At 64.1% G+C, this 22290-nt stretch carries 21 protein-coding genes; 11 read left to right on the top strand and 10 right to left on the bottom strand.

Annotated elements, in window-relative coordinates:
• The first annotated feature begins 72 nt into the window (after positions 1–72).
• The 3 genes from pxpB to ACVIIV_RS25140 are packed head-to-tail and all read left to right on the top strand — an operon-like array spanning position 73 to position 2641.
• Positions 73–804, top strand: coding sequence for a 5-oxoprolinase subunit PxpB (gene pxpB / locus ACVIIV_RS25150; RefSeq protein WP_456746537.1), 732 nt, complete (start codon positions 73–75; stop codon positions 802–804).
• Positions 801–1838, top strand: coding sequence for a 5-oxoprolinase subunit C family protein (locus ACVIIV_RS25145; RefSeq protein WP_456746536.1), 1038 nt, complete (start codon positions 801–803; stop codon positions 1836–1838). The genes pxpB and ACVIIV_RS25145 overlap by 4 nt, the downstream gene beginning before the upstream one ends.
• Positions 1839–1870: 32 nt before the next feature.
• Positions 1871–2641, top strand: coding sequence for a LamB/YcsF family protein (locus ACVIIV_RS25140; protein WP_456746535.1), 771 nt, complete (start codon positions 1871–1873; stop codon positions 2639–2641).
• Positions 2642–2754: 113 nt separating this feature from the next.
• Here ACVIIV_RS25140 and ACVIIV_RS25135 read toward each other — a convergent pair whose 3' ends face one another.
• From ACVIIV_RS25135 to ACVIIV_RS25110, 6 genes are all read right to left on the bottom strand, one after another.
• Positions 2755–2907, bottom strand: a complete 153-nt coding sequence (locus ACVIIV_RS25135; RefSeq protein WP_212373225.1) for a hypothetical protein — start codon at positions 2905–2907, stop codon at positions 2755–2757.
• 205 nt (positions 2908–3112) lie between these two features.
• On the bottom strand, positions 3113–4723 hold the full coding sequence (locus ACVIIV_RS25130; protein WP_456746534.1) for a sulfite reductase subunit alpha: 1611 nt from the start codon (positions 4721–4723) through the stop codon (positions 3113–3115).
• Positions 4720–6501 carry a NirA family protein gene (locus tag ACVIIV_RS25125; RefSeq protein ID WP_456746533.1) on the bottom strand — a complete coding sequence of 594 codons (1782 nt, stop codon included), beginning with the start codon at positions 6499–6501 and terminating at the stop codon, positions 4720–4722. Before ACVIIV_RS25125 ends, ACVIIV_RS25130 begins: the two co-directional genes overlap by 4 nt.
• Before the next feature lie 333 nt (positions 6502–6834).
• On the bottom strand, positions 6835–7998 hold the full coding sequence (locus ACVIIV_RS25120; protein ID WP_456746532.1) for a CmpA/NrtA family ABC transporter substrate-binding protein: 1164 nt from the start codon (positions 7996–7998) through the stop codon (positions 6835–6837).
• Positions 7995–8585 (bottom strand): ANTAR domain-containing response regulator, encoded by a 591-nt coding sequence (locus ACVIIV_RS25115; protein ID WP_145633838.1) that lies wholly within the window; start codon positions 8583–8585, stop codon positions 7995–7997. Before ACVIIV_RS25115 ends, ACVIIV_RS25120 begins: the two co-directional genes overlap by 4 nt.
• Positions 8586–8815: 230 nt before the next feature.
• Complete coding sequence (locus ACVIIV_RS25110; RefSeq protein WP_456748819.1) at positions 8816–9379, bottom strand: hypothetical protein; 564 nt, start codon at positions 9377–9379, stop codon at positions 8816–8818.
• Between the two features lie 282 nt (positions 9380–9661).
• On the opposite strand from ACVIIV_RS25110, the gene rimO reads away from it, so the two are divergent.
• Positions 9662–10981 carry a 30S ribosomal protein S12 methylthiotransferase RimO gene (rimO, locus tag ACVIIV_RS25105; RefSeq protein ID WP_456746531.1) on the top strand — a complete coding sequence of 440 codons (1320 nt, stop codon included), beginning with the start codon at positions 9662–9664 and terminating at the stop codon, positions 10979–10981.
• Between the two features lie 100 nt (positions 10982–11081).
• Here the strand turns inward: rimO and ACVIIV_RS25100 are convergent, their stop codons facing one another.
• Positions 11082–12023, bottom strand: coding sequence for a hypothetical protein (locus tag ACVIIV_RS25100; RefSeq protein WP_456746530.1), 942 nt, complete (start codon positions 12021–12023; stop codon positions 11082–11084).
• A gap of 223 nt (positions 12024–12246) precedes the next feature.
• Between ACVIIV_RS25100 and ACVIIV_RS25095 the strand changes: the two genes are divergently transcribed.
• The 6 genes from ACVIIV_RS25095 (at position 12247) to ACVIIV_RS25070 (ending at position 18343) form a co-directional block, all read left to right on the top strand.
• Positions 12247–12888 (top strand): hypothetical protein, encoded by a 642-nt coding sequence (locus ACVIIV_RS25095; protein ID WP_456746529.1) that lies wholly within the window; start codon positions 12247–12249, stop codon positions 12886–12888.
• 266 nt (positions 12889–13154) lie between these two features.
• On the top strand, positions 13155–14351 hold the full coding sequence (locus ACVIIV_RS25090) for an acetylornithine transaminase (protein ID WP_456746528.1): 1197 nt from the start codon (positions 13155–13157) through the stop codon (positions 14349–14351).
• 231 nt (positions 14352–14582) lie between these two features.
• Positions 14583–15467: a helix-turn-helix domain-containing protein gene (locus ACVIIV_RS25085; protein WP_456746527.1), complete on the top strand. Its 885-nt coding sequence runs from the start codon at positions 14583–14585 to the stop codon at positions 15465–15467.
• A gap of 147 nt (positions 15468–15614) precedes the next feature.
• Positions 15615–17261, top strand: coding sequence for a flavin-containing monooxygenase (locus ACVIIV_RS25080; RefSeq protein ID WP_456746526.1), 1647 nt, complete (start codon positions 15615–15617; stop codon positions 17259–17261).
• A 25-nt stretch (positions 17262–17286) separates the two neighbouring features.
• A complete protein-coding gene (locus tag ACVIIV_RS25075; RefSeq protein WP_456746525.1) occupies positions 17287–18171 on the top strand; it encodes an alpha/beta fold hydrolase in 885 nt (294 codons plus the stop codon).
• Positions 18155–18343 (top strand): hypothetical protein, encoded by a 189-nt coding sequence (locus ACVIIV_RS25070; protein ID WP_456746524.1) that lies wholly within the window; start codon positions 18155–18157, stop codon positions 18341–18343. Before ACVIIV_RS25075 ends, ACVIIV_RS25070 begins: the two co-directional genes overlap by 17 nt.
• Positions 18344–18437: 94 nt before the next feature.
• On the opposite strand, the gene ACVIIV_RS25065 is transcribed toward ACVIIV_RS25070, so the two are convergent.
• From ACVIIV_RS25065 to pcsA, 3 genes are all read right to left on the bottom strand, one after another.
• A complete protein-coding gene (locus tag ACVIIV_RS25065) occupies positions 18438–19412 on the bottom strand; it encodes a quinone oxidoreductase family protein (protein ID WP_456746523.1) in 975 nt (324 codons plus the stop codon).
• 76 nt (positions 19413–19488) lie between these two features.
• Entirely contained in the window at positions 19489–20223 is a 735-nt protein-coding gene (locus tag ACVIIV_RS25060; protein ID WP_456746522.1) for a TerC family protein, read from the bottom strand.
• Complete coding sequence (gene pcsA, locus ACVIIV_RS25055) at positions 20220–20999, bottom strand: phosphatidylcholine synthase (protein ID WP_456746521.1); 780 nt, start codon at positions 20997–20999, stop codon at positions 20220–20222. Before pcsA ends, ACVIIV_RS25060 begins: the two co-directional genes overlap by 4 nt.
• Before the next feature lie 86 nt (positions 21000–21085).
• Here pcsA and ACVIIV_RS25050 point away from each other — a divergent pair, with 86 nt between their 5' ends.
• On the top strand, positions 21086–22270 hold the full coding sequence (locus tag ACVIIV_RS25050) for a UbiH/UbiF family hydroxylase (RefSeq protein ID WP_456746520.1): 1185 nt from the start codon (positions 21086–21088) through the stop codon (positions 22268–22270).
• Positions 22271–22290 lie beyond the last annotated feature (20 nt).

Below are 22290 nucleotides of genomic sequence, written 5' to 3'. Positions count from 1 at the left end.
AGGGACAAGCGGAACTCAAGTTCGAGCCCGCGTTCCCGAGAAGCCCGATTACGACAGCGCTCTGACAGCTCAATGGCCGCGACGCTTCCCCCGCCCCGCCTTCTGCCTAGTGGCGACAGCGCCGTCACGGTCGAGTTCAGCCGCACCATCGATGAGGACGCCAACCAGCGCGTGCTGGCGCTGGACAAGGCGCTGACCGCGGCGCCCATCGACGGCATCACCGAGACCGTACCGACCTATCGCTCGCTATTGGTGCATTACGACCCCGGCAAGATCGGTTTCGATGCGCTCGGCCAAAAGATCCTCCCCATCGCCACACGGCCGCTGCCGCCGGTCACCAAGGCGCGCCGCTGGCGCATTCCCGTCGCCTATGGCGGCGAGCATGGCATCGACCTCGAGGATGTCGCGAAGGCGCTGGGCACCACGCCCGACGACATCATCGCCCGGCACGCGGGCGGCGACTACAAGGTCGCCATGATCGGCTTCACGCCGGGCTGGTCCTATCTCAGCGGGCTCGACAAATCTCTGCACATGTCGCGGCGGCAGTCGCCGCGGCTGCTGACGCCGGCCGGGACGATCTCGATCGGCGGCATCCAGGCCGGCATCCAGTGCCTGGCCGCGCCGAGCGGCTGGCACTTGCTCGGCCGCACGCCTGTCAGAACCTATCAGCTCCACCGCAATCCGACCTTCCTCACCGAACCCGGTGATCGCGTGACGTTCTTCGCGATCGACCACAAGACATTCGACGAATTGGACCGCGCGGCGGAAGCTGGCGAGATCATCGCCGAGCAGGTGGACGCATGAGCCGGCTCGTTGTTACCAGCATCGGCCCTGCCAGCTCGGTCCAGGATGGCGGCCGCCATGGCGCGCAGCGCTACGGCTTGACGGTCAGCGGGGCGATGGACCGGCTGTCGCTGGCGGCGGCGAACACACTCGTCGGCAACGAGCCTTTCGCGGCCGCGGTCGAGATCGGCCCGTTCGGCGCCTCCTTCACCGCCCGCGACGGCGCAGTGCGCGTGGCGATAGCAGGCGCGCCGCGCAATGCGGACGTCGCCGGAAACCCGGTCGCGATGGACACATCGGTGACGCTGAAGGACGGCGAGACGCTGACGCTCGGCTTTGCCCGCGGCGGCGCCTTCACCTATCTCGCGATCGAAGGCGCCATCAAGGGCGAACCGGTATTCGGCAGCCTCGCGGTGAATGCCCGCGCCGGTCTTGGCAGCCCCTACCCGCGCCCACTCCAGGCCGGCGACGAGTTTACAGTCGATGCCGCGAGCGGTGCGCCGGAGCTGCGCATCGAGCTGCCGAAGCCAGCGACAGGCCCGATCCGCGTGCTGCTCGGGCCGCAGGACGACGAGTTCGACGAGACCAACAAGGCGCTGTTCCTGAACAGCGAATGGAAGATCTCGGCGACCTCGGACCGCATGGGCTACCGGCTCGAGGGCCCCGCCATCAAGCATCTGCACGGCCACAACATCGTCTCCGATGGCACCGTCAACGGCAGCATCCAGGTGCCCGGCAACGGCGCGCCGATCGCGCTGATGATGGACCGCGGCACCTCCGGCGGCTATCCGAAGATCGCAACCGTGATCACGGCCGATATCGGCCGCCTCGCCCAGACCTCGGCAGGAACCGCGTTCCGCTTCAAGGCTGTCAGCATGGCCGAAGCGCAGGACGAGGCGCGCAAGTTTGCGCAACTGATCCGCACCCTGCCCGATCGCCTGCGCTCCTCCGACACCGTCGCGCTCAACATCGAGGCGCTTAGCGATGCTAACGTGGCGGGCTATGCGGTCAGCGCAGTCGATGCCGGGACCTGGCAGGTCACGGCGGAGCCTTAAGCGACAACAAGACCAGAGGCGGAGAGCAACCCATGAAGACAGTCGATCTTAATTGCGACCTCGGCGAAGGTTTTGGCGCGTGGGAGATGGGCAACGATGCCGCCATGATCGAACTGGCGAGCTCGGTCAACGTCGCCTGCGGCTTCCATGCCGGGGACCCCGACATCATGCGCCGGACGGTGGAGCTGGCGAAAGCGCGCGGCGTCTCGGTCGGCGCGCATCCCGGCTACCGCGACCTGCACGGCTTCGGCCGGCATCCGATCGCAGGGCTCAAGGCTTCCGAGATCGAGAACCTCGTCGCCTACCAGATCGGCGCTTTGCAGGCGATCGCGACCGCGGCCGGCCACAAGGTCACCCATGTGAAGGCGCATGGCGCGCTCTCCAACGTCGCCTGCGAGGACGACATGACCGCGAAGGCGATCGCCGCCGGCATCAAGGCGGTCGACCCCAGCCTGATCTTCGTCGTGCTCGCCAATTCGAAGCTGGTGAAGGCCGGCGAAGACGCCAACCTGCCGATGGTGCACGAGGTGTTCGCCGATCGCGCCTATGAGGACGACGGCAACCTCGTCTCGCGCAAGAAGCCCGGCGCCGTGCTGCACGACGCCAACGCGATCGCCGAGCGCGTGGTGCGCATGGTGCAGGACGGCGCGGTGGTGTCGGTGACCGGCAAGGTCATCAAGATGCGCACGGATACGGTCTGCATCCACGGCGACACACACGGCGCCGTCGAGATCGCGCAGACCTTGCGTCAGGCGTTGAAGGCTGCGGGGATCGAAGTGGCGCCGTTCAAGCGCGGGGCTTGAGCAGGCCCGGTGTCGTAGAGTGGGCAAAGCGAAGCGTGCCCACCAGATTGATGTCGTCTGTTGAGGGATGGTGGGGATGGCGCGAGCGCGCCTTTGCCCACCCTACGAAATCGTCAAAACGGGTGCACCGAAAGCGTGCCGAACACGATGGCGGCAATGACTGCAAACGCGCTGTACATCGCAACGTGGTGCAGGCTTGCCCCGCTCCGACGCGAGAGCGAGCGCGCGTAGAAGTGCAGCCTGGCTTCCGCCGATAGTTCGCGCATGGTCGATCTCCAACGCCCCATTTGCGGGAGTATGAAGGATCAACCAGGGCGGGAGGCAAGATGGTGGCGGAAATAGCGATGAGGGCCCTCTGGAGGCCCCTCATAGCAGATGCAAATTCTCTCTAGGTGCTGGTTCCGAGAATCTTATTCGTTCAAATCCGAGCCAGTTGGAACCGGCCCGGATGACGGTGGAGTGACAGCAGGCTTAGTAAACGTCGGCCTGGAAACGGCCGGTCTTCTTGAGCTCTGCGACAAAACTGACGGCCTCATCCGTCGAACGCGCACCGAACTGCGCGACGATGTCGACCAGCGCGCGCTCGACGTCCTTGGCCATGCGCTTGGCATCGCCGCAGATATAGAGATGCGCGCCTTCGGCGAGCCAGGTCCACAATTCGCGGCCGACCTCGCGCATGCGGTCCTGCACGTAGAACTTCTTCTCGCCGTCGCGCGACCAGGCCAGCGACAGCCGCGTCAGAAGCCCCGAGGTCTTCATCGCGTTGAGCTCTTCCTGGTAGAAGAAGTCGCAATCGCTGCGCTGATGGCCGAAGAACAGCCAGTTCTTGCCGGGCGCGCCGGTCGCCTTGCGGTCGAGCAGGAAGGCGCGGAACGGCGCGATGCCGGTGCCGGGTCCGACCATGATGATCGGCGTCTTCGGATCCTGCGGCAGGCCGAAACCATGCGCCTTCTGCACATAGACCTTCAGCTTCTCGCCCTCGGCGATGCGCTCGCCGAGGAAGGTCGAGGCGACGCCGACACGCTTGCGCTTGCCGATCACGTAGCGCACGGAGTCCACCGTCAGCGACAGTTTTCCCGGCGTCGCATTGTGCGACGAGGAGATCGAATAGAGCCGCGGCTGCAGCGGCTCCAGCGCCTCGACGAAGGCTTCGGGGTGTGGCCGCGTGCCGGAAAACTTCTGCAGCGCCGCCATGACGTCGAGGGTTGCGGCATCGCCATCGGGATCCTCGCCCTGCGCCAGCGCCCGCGCCTTCTCGCGCTGCGCGCCGCCGGTGATGAAGGAGATCAGCTCGAACAGCGTGTCGGGCGCCGGCGACAGCGAGACGTCGTCGATCAGCACCTCGCGCAGCGTCTTGCCGTTGACCTCAGTGGTGTGCGAGGCGCCGAGCAGCGCGATGATCTGGTCGACGAGGCCGACATCGTTGCGCGCGAACACGCCGAAGGAATCACCGACCACGTAGTCGAGCTTGCTCTCGGAGAGATCGAACTCGATGTGGTAGGTTTCCTTCTCCGACTTGCCCTTGTTGAGAAGACGGCGCGACAGGAACGTCGCTTCGATCGGGTTGTCGCGCGAGCGGCCGGGCTCTGCGATCGTGACGGTCACTGCCGGCGCCGGAGCGTCGGCTTTGTCGATGGTCTTGGCCGCGGGCGCCTTGTCGAGCTCCTCGTAGAGCGACTTCAGCATCCGCGCGGTTTCCTTGCCGCCGGGGACGCAGAGATTGAGCCGCGCTTCGCTGCGGCTCGCGATCGCTTCCGAATAATCGTGGCAATTGTAGCCGCACTGCCCGCAATCCTGCTGTGCCATCGCCGCCATCATCTTGCGGCGCAGGGGGCGGCCCTCGGCGAGCTTCATTCGTTCGGCGATCGGCATGGTCTGGTCATGCCATGGCGCTTCGCCGTCGTCGCCGTCGCCGGCCACGCCTTGCATGACGGCAGCACCCTGCTCCGCCGACAGCGGTGCGGCGACGTCGGGCGACAGCAGCCCGGCAAAGAAGCCGTTCAGCCAGGAACGCTGCGCATCGGAGAACGGAGCGCTGGCGGGAATGAGGTCGAGTTTCGGCGGAGGGGTGATCTGGTTCATGCGGACACCTGTGCGTCGGCCAGCTTGCGTAGCGTCTCGCCGTCGTGGCGGCGCGCAAAAGACAGGAAGGTTTCGTCGGGAGACGAGCGATGGGCGATGTAGGCCTTGAGCAGTCGTTCGACCGTCTTCGGCGCGTCCTCGGCCTTGAGGTCGTGGTAGACCTCCTGTCCGACATCGGCGTCGGGACCGAACCCGCCGCCGGTGAAGAGGTGATAGCCCTCGACCGTGTCGTCCTCGCCGACCGGCACACGCGCGCCGATCAGGCCGATGTCGCTGATGTAGTGCTGCGCGCAGGAATGATGGCAGCCGGTGACGTGAATGTTGACCGGCTTGTCCATCTCGACGCGCGGCTCGCACCAGTCGCCGATCTCTTCGGCATGGCGCTTGGTATTCGCCGCTGCGAAGCGGCAACCGGCATTGCCGGTGCAGGCGATCAGGCCGGCACGGATGTGCGAGGCCTCGACCGCGAGCCCGATCTGCTTGATGGCCGCGATCGCAAGCTCGACATTCTCGTCACGCACGCCTGAGATCAGCAGGTTCTGCCAGACCGTGAGGCGGATCTCGCCGTCGCCGAGATCGCACGCGACCTTGGCAAGGCCCCGCATCTGATCGGAGGTGAGCTTGCCGAGCGTCAGCGACACGCCGATCCAGTTGAGGCCGTCCTGCTTCTGCTTGTGCACGCCGATGTGGGCCGTGCGGTCCGCGGAGGGCCGCGGGACAAACGCCTCTTCCGGCACGCGCGTGAACGGCGTCTTCAGCCGCTCTTCGACCAGCTTGAGGAAGCCGTCATGGCCCATCGCGTCGAGCACGTATTTCAGCCGTGCCTTGTTGCGGTTGGTGCGGTCGCCATGGTCGATGAACACGCGCACGATGGCGTCGGCGACGGCGGTCGCCTGCTCCGGCCTGACGATGATGCCGGAATATTTTGCAAAGTCCTTGTGGCCGGTGATGCCGCCAAGGCCGAGCCGGAACCAGACCCCCGGCTCGACGCCGAAACCGTCCTTCACCTCGTACGCGGTGAAGGCGATATCGTTGGTCTCTTCCAGCACCGCGATCCTGCCGGCGCCGTCGAAGGCAACGTTGAACTTGCGCGGCAGGCCGTAGAGCGAGCGGTCATTGAGGATGTGGTAGTGCCACTCGCGCGCATAGGGCCGCGTGTCGATGATTTCCTGGGGATCGATGCCGGCCGTCGGCGTGCCCGTCACGTTGCGGATGTTGTCGGCGCCGGAGCCGCGCGAGCACAGGCCGAGCTCCTGAATGCCTTCGATCAGCTTCACGGCATTCTTCGGCGGGATCTCGCGAAGCTGGAGATTGGCGCGCGTCGTGACGTGGCTGTAGGGCCCGCACAGCTCGTCGGCGAGATCGGCAAGGCCGGACAGCTGCCAATGCTTCATGATGCCGTTCGGAATGCGCAGGCGGCTCATGTAGGAGTCCTGCGTCGGCGCGACGTAGAAGATGCCGTAATAGCGCCAGCGGAAATTGTCTGCCGGGGTCGGCGGAGCGTTGTCGAGCGCCTGCTGGCGCAGCCGCGGATAGGCGTCGAAGGGATGCTCGTCGCGCTTGAACTTCTCCTGGTCGGCGAGCTTCTTGCCCGACGCGATCACCTTGTCCTGCGCCTTGATGTGCACGGCGTCGGGACCAACAGGCTCGGCATTTGCCTTGCCGCTGCCGCCACCAAGGCCGCGGCCGACCCGGCTGATCTGCAGGCCGGTCGTGAAGCCTTCGAGATAGCGTTTCTGCTCGTCGGTAAAGTCGACTGAGAGCGTATCGATTTTCATGGTCGGTAACGAAGCTCCTGCGGCCACCAAAGTGGCTTCGACGGATTGGCGCGACCCGCGAGGAACTAGGGCTGGCTCAGGAGCCGGCTTCGTCACCCACGGTCCGATCAGCTTCGTTGCTGCGGGACTTGGCTCAGCAGGCACCTATGACAAGCTGGCCGCAGTGCAACATTCAAGTTGCGTGCCAGCTTGGTCGAAATAAAAACCACCGCAGTTTCAGGTAATTAGGAGAGGCTCCGGGAAATACCGGCCTGAATGCTCTCCCGAAATTCGAGCAGTCAGCCCAAACATTAGCCAACGAACTCTCGTGCTCAAAAACAAAGCAGACTCGAATCAGACCTTCCAGCGCCCAACCGCGAAGGCCTCGAGATGTCCCCGGATGTTGATGGGGTCGAAGACGGGGCCGGCAAAGGCGCCGAACGCCGCGGGCGCTTCGGTGGGTGCCCCGTTGCCGAGGGCCGCGTCGTAAAGCTCAGGTCTGAACACCGCCATCGCCGTCTTGACGCCGTCAGGGGTCAGCGCCGTCTGCCCCCACCGCACCATCTGCGCATAGAGCCAGGCGGCCTGCACCGGATCGGGGCGGCCTGCCTCCTCGCGGCCAACCAGGAGGTAGCGGCCGCTTTCGCGGAAGGTCCCATCAGGGGAAATCTTCAGGCGCCCCGTCAGGGTGCGCTGGATGACCTCGGCATCGACGCCGATCCGCTCCGGCTGCGCCAGGATCCGTGCCGTCTCGGTCCGATTTTCCGGATGTTCAATGAACTCGGCGGCCTTCACCGCCGCGCGGACCAGGCTGGCGACCACATCCGGGTGGGTCTCAGCCCAGGTCTGGCGGACCGCCAGCACCTTCTCCGCCGCACGGACCAGGATGTCGGAGACGAAATGCAGGATGTGGCCGATGCCGAGATCGACGGCGATCGAGTTCCAGGGCGCGCCGACGCAGAACGCATCGACATGGCCGTTCTTGAGGCTGTCGACCATATAGGGCGGCGGCAGCACCACCAGGCGCACGTCCTCATCGGGATCAACGCCCGCCGCGGCCATCCAGAACCGCAATTGATAGTTGTGGGTGGAGAACGGGAAGGTCATGCCGAAGGTCAGCGGCTCGGCCCCTGCCTTGCGCCTGATGGCAACGACTTTCGCCAGCGCCTTCGCGGTCGCCATCGGGTCGAAACGATCGCCGTCGATCTGCTCCATCAGAGCGGCATGGAGCGCCGGCGACACGGTGATGGCATTGCCGTTGATGCCGAGATTGAAGGGCGCGGCGATCGGCACCTTGACGTGACCGAGCCCGAGCGAGGACGCGATCGCGACGGGCGCCAAGAGATGCGCCGCGTCGAACAGGCCGATATTGAGCTTGTCGCGCACGTTGGACCAGGAGACCTCGCGCACCAGCTCGACCTCGAGCCCTTCGGCGGCGGCAAATCCCTTGTCGACCGCGACGATCAGGGCGGCGGCATCGACCAGCGGAATGAACCCGATGCGTAGGGTGGCGGTCATTTCAGCATCTCCGACGCGGTGATGATCGACTGCGCGATCTCGCCGATCTTCTTCTTCTCGCGCATCGCGGTGGAGCGCAGCAGCACATAGGCCTCGTCCTCGGTCAGGCCCTTCACCTTCATCAGGATGCCCTTGGCACGTTCGATGATCTTGCGGTCCTCGAGCTGCGACTTGGTCCGCTCCAGCTCCTCCTGGAGCTTGGCGAAGGCGTTGAAGCGGGACACGCAGAGGTCGAGGATCGGCTTGATGCGCTCCTTCTTCAGCCCGTCCACGATATAGGCCGACACCCCCGCCTCGACCGAGGCCTGGATCGAGGCTGAATCGCTCTGGTCGACGAACATGGCGATCGGCCGCTTCACGGCGCGGCTGACCTGGAACATCGCCTCCAGCACGTCGCGGCTGGGGTTCTCCAGATCGATCAGGATGATGTCGGGATCGACCGCATAAATACGGGCGAGCAGGCTCTGCATCTCGCTGATATGGACGACCTGGGTGAACCCGGCCTCCCGCAACCCCTCCTCCAGGATCGCGGCCCTGACAGGGCTTTCGTCGACGATCACGATTTTGGGCGACTGTTCGGCGCTCATGTCTCACTCACCACCAGTGATTCATCCATAGCACGCCGGATCGCCCTGCAAAGGGTTGTAATTATGGGCAATTGGGACTAGCTCAGACCGGTCAATCAGGCAGATCAGATATGGATCAGACGGCTGCGCCCAAGGTCAGCTTCGTGTCGATCGGCGGCGCGCGAGGGAACGAATGTAAACTTTTCCGTGCCGCCCACTCGCCCGATGGCAGCTGATCTGAGCTTACGCTCTCACGGAATCTTCGCGCCAACGATCATCTTGTCGAGCAGTGGCACGGCGGCCAACACCGCCCTCTCGTTCTTGCCGGAGACCGCTAGCCGCACGACGTAGGAGTTGCCGTCCTTGTCGAGATCGGCGTAATGCGCGATCACTTCGACCGGTTGGTCCTTCAGGGACGGATTGTCGTAGCGGTTGATGATGACCTTGGAGTTGACCGAGGGAAGCTTGGCGATCTTTGCATTCTTGCCGGATGTCGTTGCCCAATCCCGATCGCTGGCGGCGACCCATTGAACCAATTTGGTCCGGCCCTTGTTGTAGCGGCCTTCGGCATAGATGATTGCTTCTGCTTCACCGAAGTTCTTCCCGTTAGGCACGAACATCGATGCGCCGTACTTAACGCTCGCGGCCTCGTCCCTCACCCACCCATCAGGCGTTATCACGCGTGGCCTGAATTCCGGACACAATCGTTCTTGCCGATCGCAGACATGGATGATCTTGTCGACTTCGGCTCGCGCCGGAAACATCGCGCCATAGGAAACGGTAACGAAAGCCAAGCCGAAGATGAACCGGCGCATCGCAGTTAAGCTCCGTGGAATCAGGCAAGAAACAGAATAACAACCAAAACGGGCACGTTCGAGCAATTCACCTCGGATCCTCCACTCGTTCGATCCGAATGAGCTTCCAGATGAGGAACCCTCAGCCAGTCCATACCTTCCTGGTGACTGGCCGATCACGCCAAATACGCGCGAGTACTGCTTTAGCACCGTGCCGCATACGTTAGTTATTGAGTTTCGCCATCGGTTCAATTAGTTGGATCGCAAATCCGAACAATTCAGATGCAAAGTCCAGGCGATTACATGGAAAGAGCGCCGCGTATTTCGTTCACATCACTCGGGTGCCCCAAGGCCTTGGTGGATTCCGAGCGCATCATCACGCGCCTGCGCGCGGAAGGCTATGAGCTCGCCCGCAAGCATGACGGGGCCGACATTGTCATCGTCAACACCTGCGGCTTCCTCGACAGTGCCAAGCAGGAATCGCTCTCGGCGATCGGCGAGGCCATGGCCGAGAACGGCAAGGTGATCGTGACCGGTTGCATGGGCGCGGAACCCGAGCAGATCGAGCAGGCCTATCCGGGCGTACTCTCCATCACCGGGCCGCAGCAATATGAGAGCGTGCTCGACGCCGTGCACCGCGCGCTGCCGCCGGCGCACAATCCGCATCTCGACCTGGTGCCGCCGCAGGGCATCAAGCTGACGCCGCGCCATTACGCCTATTTGAAGATCTCCGAGGGTTGCAACAACCGCTGCACCTTCTGCATCATTCCGAAGCTGCGCGGCGATCTCGTCTCGCGCCCGGCCAATGACGTGCTGCGCGAGGCCGAGCGGCTGGTCGGGGCCGGCGTCAAGGAGCTGCTGGTCATCTCGCAGGACACCTCGGCCTACGGAGTCGATCTCAAATATGCCGAGAGCCCGTGGAAGGACCGCCAGGTCCGCGCCAAATTCCTCGACCTTGCGCGCGAGCTCGGCGAATTAGGAGCCTGGGTCCGGCTGCAATATGTCTACCCCTACCCGCATGTCGACGAGGTCATCGCGCTGATGAACGAGGGCAAGGTGCTGCCCTATCTCGACATCCCGTTCCAGCATGCGAGCCCCGAGGTGCTGAAGGCGATGAAGCGGCCCGCGGCACAGGACAAGACGCTGGCGCGGATCAAGCGCTGGCGCGAGGAATGCCCCGATCTCGGCTTGCGCTCGACCTTCATCGTCGGCTTCCCCGGCGAGACCGATGCCGATTTCGCCTATCTGCTCGACTGGCTCGATGAAGCCGAGATCGACCGCGTCGGCTGCTTCAAATACGAGCCGGTCGCCGGCGCAACCTCGAACGCGATCGAGAACCCCGTGCCCGAAGAGGTCAAGCAGGAGCGCTACAACGCGCTGATGGCCCGCCAGCAGAAGATCTCCGCGCGCCGGCTGAAGCGCAAGGTCGGCACGCGCCAGCAGATCATCATCGACGAGGTCGGCCCGACCGTTGCGAAAGGCCGCTCCAAGGCAGATGCGCCCGAGATCGACGGCGCGGTCTATCTCTCCAGCCGCCGCCCCTTGCGTGTCGGCGAGATCGTCACGGCCAAGATCGAGCGCGCCGATGCGTACGATCTGCACGGCAGCGTCGCGGGATTCTGAGGGCGTTCCGTCATTGCGAGCGTAGCGAAGCAATCCAGAATCCCTCCGCGGGGACAGTCTGGATTGCTTCGCTACGCTCGCAATGACGATGTGGAGACAATCACGCCAGCCATTTCGGCACCCAGCGCTCAGGCCGCGGGGCACGGGCGAGATCGGCCTTCGCTTCGGACAAATTCGCCGGCTCGCCCTCGATGGTCGGGCGCAAATCATATTCGAAGCTCGGCATGACGCGGCCGTCGGCATAGAGGCCGAATTTCATCGCATACCATAGCCCAAGCTCGGGCTGCGCACGGCGCATCTCCTCGCGCAGGTCGCGCAGCAGGGATCCGATCGAGGCGGCCTCCTCGAACGGCTGCGGCCCAGGCGAGAGCACGCGCGCCTCGTACTGCTTGCCGACGATCGCGACCTCGAAATGCGTTTTGTCCCAGGGGGACTTGCCCTTGGGCAGATGCGCGGCCAGGCGCCAGCCGAGCTCGGCCATCAAGCGGTGATTGGCCCAGTAGTCCTCGCGATCGCGGCCCCATTTTTCAACGAAGCCGCGGAAGTCGGGCAGCTCCGGGGCGCCGTCGTCGCACGCCGCCTTGTCGCAGACCGGCTGTCCGGCGAGCCATTGCGCGAGTTCGACCGTTTGAGGCTCGACCTCGTCATGCGGCTTCAGATCGCTCCAGGCCCTGTCGAATTGCTGCGATGTCAGCCGCGTCAGCAGCGCGTCGAGAGACGGCGCGAGCAATTCGTAATCGCCCTCCGACCCCAGTCCCACGATCGGCGGGTTGTCGCGGTCGAGGCCTGCGCCATACCAGCCGCCGACGGCCGAGCCATCCGGCAGCCGCATGAAGAGTGAAAACCTGTCGCGCAAGGGACTGCCGTCAACGATCGGCGCGGAATCGGAAAATTGGCCTTGCAGGGAAAAGCGGCCGACGCTGCCCCAGGGGCGCCCCTTGAGCCAGGCGGCAAAATCGACCAGCAGCGGCGGCGCGTCGATGCCCGGAGGAAATGCGCCGCGAATGCTGTCGAGGTCGATCGGGTAAGGCGTGTCGGACAAGGCTGAAACTGTCTCGTTGGTCCCGCCATTCTTGGTCTGAGCCGAGTTGCGTCCGGTTCGAACCAATTCGCGTGCTTCGATCACAAACGCGCCAGCGACGCAATGGTTTCCACGGGGTCCCACGCGAGACTACCCCGCGCATGTGACACTATAGTGCATTCACGCAGGGGTCACGGACTCGGCCTAACTCTGCCCGCGCTTTCAACGCGAGCGAGGAACGAGGATGAGCCGCCTCTCGGACATGCTGCGGACGCAGCGCTTCGACGATTACCGCTTCTACCACCAGAGCACCGTCAACCAGACGCTGCACCTCATCAGCGCCGTCATCTTCCTCGGTTGCTATGCCCTGCTGTTCAAGGACCCCGCCATCGCCGGCATCGTCGGCTGGCTCGCGATGCTGACGCGGCAGACCGGGCATTTCTTCTTCGAGCCGAACGGCTATGACGCCGTCAACGACGTCAGCAACGAACACAAGGAAGCGATCAAGGTCGGCTACAACCAGACCCGCAAGATCGCGCTGCTGCTGGTCTGGGGCAGTGCGCCGCTTGCGCTGTTCGCCTTTCCGACGTTGTTCGGACTGTTCGATGCGCCGGCCTCTCGCCTCGATTTCATCCGGCATGTCGGCACGCTCTGGCTGGCCATCGGCATCGGCGGCGGACTTGCGCGCATGCTGCAGCTGTTCGCCAGCCGCGGCGTCGCGACCGGCCTCGTCTGGGTGTTCAAGGTGCTGACTGACCCCTTCCACAACATCGCACTGTACTGGAATTCGCCGCTCAAGCTGATGCGCGGCGAGCTGATCGACACCGCGATTGCGGATGCGGATTGGGGCGACGTGGACGCCGAAGAAGCCGCACACCCGACCTGACCGATGCACGCTCGGCGGGTATCCCGCAAAACGTCCGCTTGACAAGTCCTGCCATTCGGCTGTAGGGACGCGCCCCATGATCAACTCTCGGACCCACCGCCGCGCAGCTTTCCGTCGTCGCACCCGCGACGATGATGGGTTGCGCCATGTCCGACGACGCCGCTGAAGCACTAGAATTCAGCCAGTTTTCGAGAAGGCCGCATCCGCAAAGTGCGGCCTTCTTGCTTTTTGCGTCCCTTTTCCACCCGCCTCCAGAGGAGTTCGACATGACCACCGCCACCCATCCGTATGACGCGCTGATGGACATCACCGCACGGCCCAAGGCCGTGTTCGTCCGCGGGGCCGGCTCCTACCTGTGGGACGACAGCCGCAAGCGCTATCTCGATTTCGTGCAGGGCTGGGCCGTGAACTGCCTCGGCCACTCGCCGCCGGCGGTTGCGGATGCGCTCACAGCGCAGGCCAAGCGGCTGCTGACGCCGAGCCCGGCCTTCTACAACGAGCCGAGCCTCAAGCTTGCGCAGGCACTGGTCGAGAACAGCGCCTTCGACCAGGTGTTCTTTGCCAACTCCGGCGCGGAAGCCAACGAGGGCGCGATCAAGCTCGCGCGGAAATTCGGCAGCCTGCACAAAGCCGGCGCGTTCGAGATCATCAGCTTCGAAGGCGGCTTCCACGGAAGGACACTGGCGACGATGTCGGTCTCGGGCAAGAAGGCGTTCGAGCCGCTGTTCGAGCCGAAGGTCGCCGGCTTCAAGAAGGCGAAGCTGAACGACATCGCCTCGGTGGAGAAGCTGATCAACGCCAACACCGTCGCCGTGATGCTCGAGCCGATCCAGGGTGAATCAGGTGTGTGGCCGGCGAGCGACCAGTTCCTGCAAGAGCTGCGCGCGCTCACCGAGGCGCACGGCCTGCTGCTCATCTTCGACGAGATCCAGACCGGCATGGGCCGGACCGGAAAACTCTTCCACTATGAGCACGCGGGGATCGCGCCCGACATCATGACGCTCGGCAAGGGCATCGGCGGCGGCGTGCCGCTCGCGGCCCTGCTCGCGACCGAACGCGCCTCCTGCTTCGCGCATGGCGACCAGGGCGGCACGTTCAACGGCAACCCGATCATGTGCGCGGCGGGACTTGCGGTGCTCGAGGAGGTCAACAAGCCCGACTTCCTCAAGGCGGTCGCCGAGACCGGCCTCTTGCTCGAAAGCGAGCTGCAGAAGGTCTCGGCCCGGCACGGCCTCGGCGGCGTACGGGGACGCGGCCTGCTGCTCGCGCTCGACCTCAAGCTGCCGATGGCGCCAAGCATCGTCGCGCAGGCGTTCGAGGCCGGCGTCCTCCTGAACGCCCCGCAGGTCGACACCCTGCGCTTCATGCCGGCACTGAACGTCACGAAGGGAGAGATTGCCGAGATGATCGATTGTCTCGACGGGATTTTGACCAAGGCCGGCGCAGCACGCCGCGTCGCGTAGCCCTCTCCGTGCCCCGGACGCAGCGCAGCGCTTCCCCGGCGATGCGGAGCATCGTCCGGTTCAGCGATGCGCTGCAGAGCCGGGGCCCATCTCTCCGAAGCGTCCCGTCTTGCCAATCGCGGAATATCAGAAACAGCTGGCCGTCAGCCGTCTCCTTTGTCCTTGACAGGCATAAGCTGCTACCGACAGACTTCAAATGGTGCAGTTGGTCCATGACCTGAGACAGATTTCATGGCACTTCTCATTCGGCCAGAAGAGCTGCCGCGTTGGGTACCGGGCGAACTATTGCGTTGCAGCGACGGGCAAGGCTGGAGCGGCGTCGGACTGCGATCCTATCGTTACAAGGGCCTCGACGTCCCGGTCCCGGCAATGGCCGACTTTATGGTTGTCTCCTACAAGCGCGGCAGCACCATGATGGAACGGCGCTTTGACGGCCGCTGGACCCGGACTGAGTGCCATCCTGGGGATGTTTCGCTCTTGAGCCGGTCACAGGCGTCGCACTGGCACTGGACTGAGCAGATCGATGTCACGCACGTCTACTTGTCGGACGCGGTCGTGTCCCGGGTCGCTGCCGACGTACTCGAGCGGCCAGTAGCCGCCGTTCGGCTCCACGACATCCTACGCACGCAGAGCCCAATCGTGACGGACATCGTGGAAGCCATCTCGCGGGAAGCAAGTGGCAACGGCATTGGTGGGGCACTCTACGTGGACGCACTGAGTACCCAGCTCGTCGTCAATCTGCTTCGCGACTTTGCGGCCGTGCAGTTTGTGGACAGGTCCGGAAGAGGCGAGCTACCGCCGGCCATACGCAAGCGCATTGTCGAATACGTCGAAGCTCGCATCGATCAGCCGATCACACTCGAGGAACTTGCCGAGGTCGCGTCCATGGGCGTATGGACGTTCGGAAAGCGCTTCCGAGCGTCGTTTCAAATCACGCCCCACCAATACGTCGTGGATCGTCGAATCGAAAAGGCTCGCCAAATGTTGGCGATTGGCCGACTTCCGGTGAAGGCCATTGCGTCGGAATGCGGATTTGCTGACCAGGCTCACCTGACGCGCGTCATGCGCGCTCGGCTTGGTCGAACGCCAGCCTCGCTGCGGGACGACAGGGCCTGACAGACAAGAAGAGCCCCCTCACCTGATCCTTCAACAGGTTCACCGATTCATTCAAGACGACCGCCCGTAGGCGCTCTTAGCTTCCCCCTCATGGTCAAAACGGCCTAAAGCCGCTCAAGCGGCAGCACAATCAGAGAGGAAACGATCATGGGCACCTTGTTGGAGCCGGCTACGTCGCGCGCGGATGGAGCGACGACGAAGCTCGACGCGATGGTCATCGGTGCTGGTATCGCTGGTCTCTACCAGCTCTACCGCCTGCGCGAGATGGGACTGAAGGTCCGCGCATACGACACGGCATCGGGAGTGGGCGGCACCTGGTACTGGAATCGCTATCCCGGTGCACGCTTCGATTCCCAAGTCGAAGTCTACCAGTATTGGTTCTCCGAGGATCTGTACAAGGCCTGGAAGCCGAGCGAACGCTTCCCGGCGCAGCCGGAGACCGAACGCTGGTTGAACTTTGTCGCCGAACGCCTCGATCTGAAGAAAGACATTCAATTCAACAGCCGGATCGTCTCCGCTCACTATCGCGAGAAGGATGGCCGCTGGACGGTGAAGACTGAGGCCGGCGAGACGATCGATACACAGTATCTGCTCGCCTGCTGCGGGATGTTGTCAGCGCCGCTGGCCGATCGTTTTCCCGGCCAGTCGACTTTCCGAGGGGAAATTCACCATACCGGCCTTTGGCCCAAGAACGGCGTTGATCTCAGAGGCAAGCGCGTTGCCGTAATCGGTACCGGCGCAACCGGGATCCAGGTCATTCAGACCATCGCACCCGACGTCGCCGAGATGAAGATCTTCGTGCGCACACCGCAATATGTGGTGCCGATGAAGAACCCAAAGTATAGCCAAGCCGAATGGGACAAATGGGCGGGTCAGTTCCACGAACTGAAGAAGCGTGTCCGTTCCACTTTCGCCGGCTTCCACTACGATTTCGAGAACCGTCCCTGGGCAGAACTGACGCCTGAACAACGCACGGAGGTGCTGGAGAAGTTCTGGGATGAGGGCTCGTTAGCGATGTGGCTCGCAACCTTCCCGGAGATGTTCTTCGATGAATCGGTCAGCGCCGTCGTGTCCGACTTCGTGCGCAAGAAAATGCGCGAGCGGCTGCGAAACGACCCGAAGCTCTGTCGCCTGCTGATTCCCGAGGACTACGGCTTCGGGACCCATCGGGTGCCGCTCGAGAACAACTATCTCGAGGTCTATCTCCAGGATAACGTCGAAGCGGTCGACTGCCGGAGCACGCCGATCGAGCGCATCGTGCCCCAGGGCCTCCAGACCTCCGACGGCAAAGTGCACGAGGTCGACGTCATCATCCTGGCGGTTGGCTTCGACGCCGGATCCGGCGCGCTGAGCCGAATCGACATTCGCGGCCGTGACGGCCGCTCGCTGAGAGATCAGTGGAAGGAGGAAATCCGCACCGCGATGGGCCTCCAGATCCACGGCTATCCGAATCTGTTTGCGACCGGCGCGCCGCTCGCACCCTCGGCAGCCCTCTGCAACATGACGACATGCCTGCAGCAGCAGGTGGACTGGATCAGTGAGTGCATTGATTACGCGCGGACGCACGGCAAGCAAACGATCGAGGCCAGCCGAAAGCTCGAAGACAGTTGGGTGAAGCACCATGACGAGACTGCCGCGGCGACGCTCGTGGTCAAAACCGACTCTTGGTACATGGGCTCGAATGTCGACGGTAAGCCACGCCGGCTGTTGTCCTACATCGGCGGGGTCGGCAACTACCATCGCCAATGCGACGAGCTGGCCGCCAGTGGCTATCCCGGCTTCTCAATGAATTGATCCTGGCCTCTGGAGGAGAATGCAGATGAGCAATAATCCGTACTATGGGCCCGAAGGTCATGGCCCCTATGAGATGATCGACATCGGCGAGGTGAAGTTGGAGGAAGGCGGCATCATTCCCGGCTGCAAGCTTGCCGTCGCCACTCATGGCGCGCTCAACGCCGCGAAAGACAACGCCATTCTTGTTCCCACCTGGTACTCGGGCACGAGCAAGATCATGGAGCAGGTCTATATTGGGGAGGGACGCGCGCTCGATCCGAAGAAGTACTTCATCATCGTTGTAAACCAAATCGGCAGCGGACTATCGACATCGCCCCACAACGCCCCTGGGGCTTTGGCCGGGCCGAACTTCCCGAAGGTCCGGATTGGCGATGACGTGCGCGCCCAGCATCGGCTGCTGACTGAAACGTTCGGGATCACGCGTTTGGCGCTCGTGGTTGGCGGATCGATGGGAGCACAGCAGACCTACGAATGGGCCGTGCGTTATCCCGAGTTCGTCAAGCGCGCGGCGCCAATCGCCGGCACAGCAAGGAATACCGAGCACGACTTCGTCTTTGCCGAGACGCTGAACGAGGCAATTACATCCGATCCAGGGTTCCGCGAGGGCCGCTACGGCTCACCGGCCGAAGTCGCTGCCGGTCTCAAGCGACAAGCGAAGCTCTGGACGGTCATGGGCTGGAGCACCGATTTCTTCCGCGTCAATCGCCACAAAGCCATGGGCTTCGAAAACATCCAGGCGTTCGTGGATTCCTTCATGACCGCATACTTCTCCCCCATGGATCCGAACAACCTGTTGGCCATGGCCTGGAAATGGCAGCGTGGCGACGTGAGCCGCAATACCGATGGCGATCTCGCGGCCGCTCTGGTGGCGTATCAAAGCCAAGACGTTCGTGATGCCCATCAGCCATGACATGTTCTTCCCCCCGGGCGACTGCGAGGCCGAGCAACGCTTGATTCCAGGCAGCGAGTTCCGGCCGTTGAAAAGCATCGACGGACATCTTGGGCTGTTCGGTACCGATCCGGACATGCTGGCGCAGCTCGACACGAACCTGTCCGAGTTGCTGGCCACGCCGGTAAACTGAACCTGCACACACAGCGCGTGGCGTAGAGCCTGTCCCGTGCCCCGGACGCAGCGCAGCGCCCCTTCGGCGTTGCGGCTCGTCCGGGACACGAGGCCTACGGCTTCAAGATCGACGCGCCCGTGGTCTTGCGGCTTTCGAGATCGATATGCGCCTTCGCTGCGTCCTTGAGCGCGTAGGCGTGGTTGATCGGCACGTGCAGCTTGCCGTTGATGACGGCGGCGAACAGCGTGTCGGCGCCCTCCAGCAGTTCCTTGCGCGTACCGATATAGTCGTTGAGCTTCGGCCGCGTCGCGAACAGCGAGCCGTGATTGTTGAGCTCGGCGATCGAGAACGGCGGCACGGGACCTGAGGCATTGCCGAACGAGACGAACATGCCGCGCGGCTTCAGGCAGGACAGCGAGCCCGGGAAGGTCGCCTTGCCGACGCCGTCATAGACGACATCGCAGCCCCCGTTGCGGCTGATCTGCTTCACGCGCGCAACGAAGTCTTCCTCGTTGTAGAGGATGACGTGGTCGCAGCCGTTGGCCTCCGCGAGCTCGGCCTTCTCGCGCGAGCCGACCGTCCCGATGACATGTGCGCCGAGCGCCCTCGCCCATTGGCAGGCGAGCAAGCCGATGCCGCCGGCCGCGGCATGGATCAGCACGCGATGGTGCGGCTCGACCTTGAAGGTCTTGTGCAGCAGGTACCAGACCGTCAGCCCCTTCAGCATCAGCACGGCGCCCTGCTCGTAGGTGATGTGGTCGGGCAGCTTGACCAGCTTCTCCCAGGGGATGTTGCGCTCGCCGGTATAGCCGCCGAGATTGTAATAATAGGCAACGCGGTCGCCGGGATGGAAATGCGTGACGCCGGGCCCAACCGCGACAACCTCGCCCGAGGCCTCGTTGCCCGCAATGAAGGGCAGCCCCGGCGCCTTGTAGAGGCCGGTGCGATAGTAGACGTCGATGAAGTTGAGGCCGACCGCATGCTGGCGGATCCGCACCTCGCCCGGGCCGGGCGCCGGCACGTCGACGCTCTCATAGACCAGGGCTTCGGGGCCTCCGACCTTGTGCACACGGATGGCTTTGGTCATCGCCTGACCTCCTCTTCTCCAAGGCTGAGCGAAAGACATCGCGCCCGCCTTGTCAACTCAACGCTCACGGGAACGGCTAGACCGACGGCTTGCTCGCCTTCTTGCGGTTGCGTCTCGCCAGCACGTTGAAGAATTCCACCGCCGCCGAGAACGCAATTGCGAAATAGATGTAGCCGCGCGGAATGTGAAAGTGGAATCCGTCCGCAACCAGCGCGACGCCGATCAGCACCAGGAAAGCCAGCGCCAGCATTTTCGTCGTCGGATGCTCCGCGACGAAGCGCGACACCGGCCCCGACGAAATGTACATGATCAGGCAGGCGATCATGACGGCCGCGATCATGATCTCGATGTCCTGGGCCATGCCGATCGCGGTGATGATCGAGTCCAGCGAGAACACGATGTCGATGATCACGATCTGGACGATGACCCAGAAGAAGGCGCTGCGGCCGGACGTCTCGTCGCCCTCGCCTTCATCGGCTTCGACCTCGCCGTGAATCTCGTGCGTCGCCTTGGCGATCAGGAACAGGCCGCCGCCGATCAGGATGAGGTCGCGCCAGGAGAAGTCGTAACCCGCAAACGAGAACACCGGCGCGGTCAGGCCGATCAGCCAGACCAGGACGCTGAGCAGGATGATGCGGAAGATCAGCGCCAGCGCGAGCCCGATCTGGCGGGCGCGGTGCGCCTGCTGCTCCGGGATGCGCGAGACGATCACCGACAGGAAGATGACATTGTCGATGCCGAGCACGATCTCGAGCGCCGTCAATGTCAGCAGCGCCGCCCAGGCTTCGGGGCTGGTCAACAGGTGCATCACGCCAAGGGTCTAGCCAAGGATCTCGCCAGGCGGATCAAGGCATCGCTGAAGCTGATCCAGACCGCGATGGCGCAGAGCACGAGGGTCACGCCGGTGCCGACGCGAAAATCCATCTCCAGCGTGTAGAGGCCGAGCACCGCCCAGATCGCGATCAGCGACATCGTCAGCCAGCGCAGCCGCACGACGCGGACCGGATGCAGCACGTGGAACGGCACGAAGGTCAGCACGACGAGCGCGGCCACCAGCAGCGTCGACCAGAGCGGGGGCCAGTGCAGCAGGAACAGGTAGAACGCCGCCGCATTCCACAGCGCCGGGAAGCCGCGGAAATGATTGTCGTCGGCCTTCATGCGCAGATCGGCGAAATATAATGCGCTGGTGACGATGATGGCGACGCCGAGCAAGGGCGCTGCGACCGGCAGCAACAGCCCGCTGGCCACGATCGCATAGGCCGGGACGAACACATAGGTGACGAAGTCGACCACGAGATCGAGCACGTCACCCGACCAGTTCGGCTGCACGTTCTTGACGTCGAGTCGGCGCGCGATCGGCCCGTCGATCGCGTCGATGATCAGGGCGATGCCCAGCCACTGAAACATCGCCGCCCAGTGCTCGCGCACGGCCTCCAGCATCGCGAGCAGCGCGATCGCCGCACCGAACGCGGTGAAGATGTGCACCGAGAAGGCCGCGGCGCGGATCGCCGGTCTCGGCTTGAGGGAATCCTGCTGCGTATCCATGGCTTCTGCTATCAGAATGCGACCGGTTTGCACATCCGCCATTGCGGCGCACGATCGCACAATTCGCCATAAAATCAGGCGAAATCAGCGGGCTTGAATTTGCCGCGGGGCGTGTCATTTGTCGTTCCATGACAGACGCATCGACACTCCATGACGCGGCCGTGATCGGCGGCGGGCCGGCGGGACTTGCGGCGGCCATCGCACTGGCGCAAGCGGGTGCACGGACCGCACTGGTCGCGCGGCGCGTGCCCTACGCCGACAACCGCACCACCGCGCTGCTCGGTGCCTCCATCGACCTGCTGGAGATGCTCGACGTCTGGTCGCGCTGCAAGGACAAGGCGGCAGCGCTGGAGGTCATGCGCCTCGTCGACGACACCGGCCGGCTGTTCCGCGCGCCGGAGGTGCGCTTCTCCTGTCACGAAATCGGCCTCGATGCGTTCGGCTACAACATCGACAACCGCTCGCTGATGCTGGCGCTGGAAGCGCGCGCGGCTGAGCTGGCCAATCTCGTCCGCTTCGACGGCGAGGCCGAAAGCATCGTCATCGAAGCCGATGACGTCGCGGTGCGCACGGCCTCCGGACAGTTTCTCTCGGCCCGCCTGGTGGTCGGTGCCGATGGCCGGCACTCGCTGTGCCGCGAGGCCGCCGGCATCGCGGTGACGCGGCGCGAGCTGAACCAGACCGCGCTGACCTTCAACGTCGGCCATGCCCGGCCGCATCGCAATGTCTCGACCGAGTTCCACACGCCGCACGGTCCCTGCGTGTTCGTGCCCCTGCCCGGCGACCGCTCCAGTATAGTCTGGGTCTCGGCGCCGGCGGAGGCCGAACGGCTGCGCGGCCTGAGCGACGAGGAGCTGTCCGCCGCGATCGAGAAGCAATCGCATTCGATTCTGGGACGCATGACGGTCGAACCCGGGCGCAACCTGTTCCCGCTCGCGATCGAACGTCCAAAATCCTTCGGGCGCGACCGCATCGCGCTGGTTGGCGAAGCCGCCCATGTGGTTCCGCCGATCGGCGCCCAGGGCCTCAATCTCGGCCTGCGCGATGCCGCCGACATTGCCCGGCTCGCCGGCGAAGCCATCGCTGCGGGCCAGGATCCCGGCGCGGACGAGGTGCTCAAGCGCTACGACCGGGCGCGGCGTCCGGACATCCTGAGCCGCACCTTTGCGATCGACATCGCCAACCGCTCCTTGCTCAACGACTTCCTGCCGCTCCAGCCGGTCCGCGCCGTCGGCATGCACCTGCTCGGCGCCATCGGCCCGCTCCGGCGTTTCGCCATGCGCGAAGGGCTGACGCCGACGTGGCGGCGGTAGGTTTGGCGGCGGCCAAGCCC

It is taken from the genome of Bradyrhizobium sp. USDA 4354 (assembly GCF_054060315.1).
The sequence above is the reverse complement of the archived record's forward strand: the minus strand, read 5'-3'. Positions and strand labels throughout refer to the sequence as shown.

What these genes read in the sequence shown, in the direction of transcription:
- pxpB (WP_456746537.1), top strand. Translation starts at nt 73, where the DNA reads ATGGCCGCGACGCTTCCCCCGCCCCGCCTTCTGCCTAGTGGCGACAGC.
- ACVIIV_RS25145 (WP_456746536.1), top strand. Translation starts at nt 801, where the DNA reads ATGAGCCGGCTCGTTGTTACCAGCATCGGCCCTGCCAGCTCGGTCCAG.
- ACVIIV_RS25140 (WP_456746535.1), top strand. Translation starts at nt 1,871, where the DNA reads ATGAAGACAGTCGATCTTAATTGCGACCTCGGCGAAGGTTTTGGCGCG.
- ACVIIV_RS25135 (WP_212373225.1), bottom strand. Translation starts at nt 2,907, where the DNA reads ATGCGCGAACTATCGGCGGAAGCCAGGCTGCACTTCTACGCGCGCTCG.
- ACVIIV_RS25130 (WP_456746534.1), bottom strand. Translation starts at nt 4,723, where the DNA reads ATGAACCAGATCACCCCTCCGCCGAAACTCGACCTCATTCCCGCCAGC.
- ACVIIV_RS25125 (WP_456746533.1), bottom strand. Translation starts at nt 6,501, where the DNA reads ATGAAAATCGATACGCTCTCAGTCGACTTTACCGACGAGCAGAAACGC.
- ACVIIV_RS25120 (WP_456746532.1), bottom strand. Translation starts at nt 7,998, where the DNA reads ATGACCGCCACCCTACGCATCGGGTTCATTCCGCTGGTCGATGCCGCC.
- ACVIIV_RS25115 (WP_145633838.1), bottom strand. Translation starts at nt 8,585, where the DNA reads ATGAGCGCCGAACAGTCGCCCAAAATCGTGATCGTCGACGAAAGCCCT.
- ACVIIV_RS25110 (WP_456748819.1), bottom strand. Translation starts at nt 9,379, where the DNA reads ATGCGCCGGTTCATCTTCGGCTTGGCTTTCGTTACCGTTTCCTATGGC.
- rimO (WP_456746531.1), top strand. Translation starts at nt 9,662, where the DNA reads ATGGAAAGAGCGCCGCGTATTTCGTTCACATCACTCGGGTGCCCCAAG.
- ACVIIV_RS25095 (WP_456746529.1), top strand. Translation starts at nt 12,247, where the DNA reads ATGAGCCGCCTCTCGGACATGCTGCGGACGCAGCGCTTCGACGATTAC.
- ACVIIV_RS25090 (WP_456746528.1), top strand. Translation starts at nt 13,155, where the DNA reads ATGACCACCGCCACCCATCCGTATGACGCGCTGATGGACATCACCGCA.
- ACVIIV_RS25085 (WP_456746527.1), top strand. Translation starts at nt 14,583, where the DNA reads ATGGCACTTCTCATTCGGCCAGAAGAGCTGCCGCGTTGGGTACCGGGC.
- ACVIIV_RS25080 (WP_456746526.1), top strand. Translation starts at nt 15,615, where the DNA reads ATGGGCACCTTGTTGGAGCCGGCTACGTCGCGCGCGGATGGAGCGACG.
- ACVIIV_RS25075 (WP_456746525.1), top strand. Translation starts at nt 17,287, where the DNA reads ATGAGCAATAATCCGTACTATGGGCCCGAAGGTCATGGCCCCTATGAG.
- ACVIIV_RS25070 (WP_456746524.1), top strand. Translation starts at nt 18,155, where the DNA reads ATGCCCATCAGCCATGACATGTTCTTCCCCCCGGGCGACTGCGAGGCC.
- ACVIIV_RS25065 (WP_456746523.1), bottom strand. Translation starts at nt 19,412, where the DNA reads ATGACCAAAGCCATCCGTGTGCACAAGGTCGGAGGCCCCGAAGCCCTG.
- pcsA (WP_456746521.1), bottom strand. Translation starts at nt 20,999, where the DNA reads ATGGCGGATGTGCAAACCGGTCGCATTCTGATAGCAGAAGCCATGGAT.
- ACVIIV_RS25050 (WP_456746520.1), top strand. Translation starts at nt 21,086, where the DNA reads ATGACAGACGCATCGACACTCCATGACGCGGCCGTGATCGGCGGCGGG.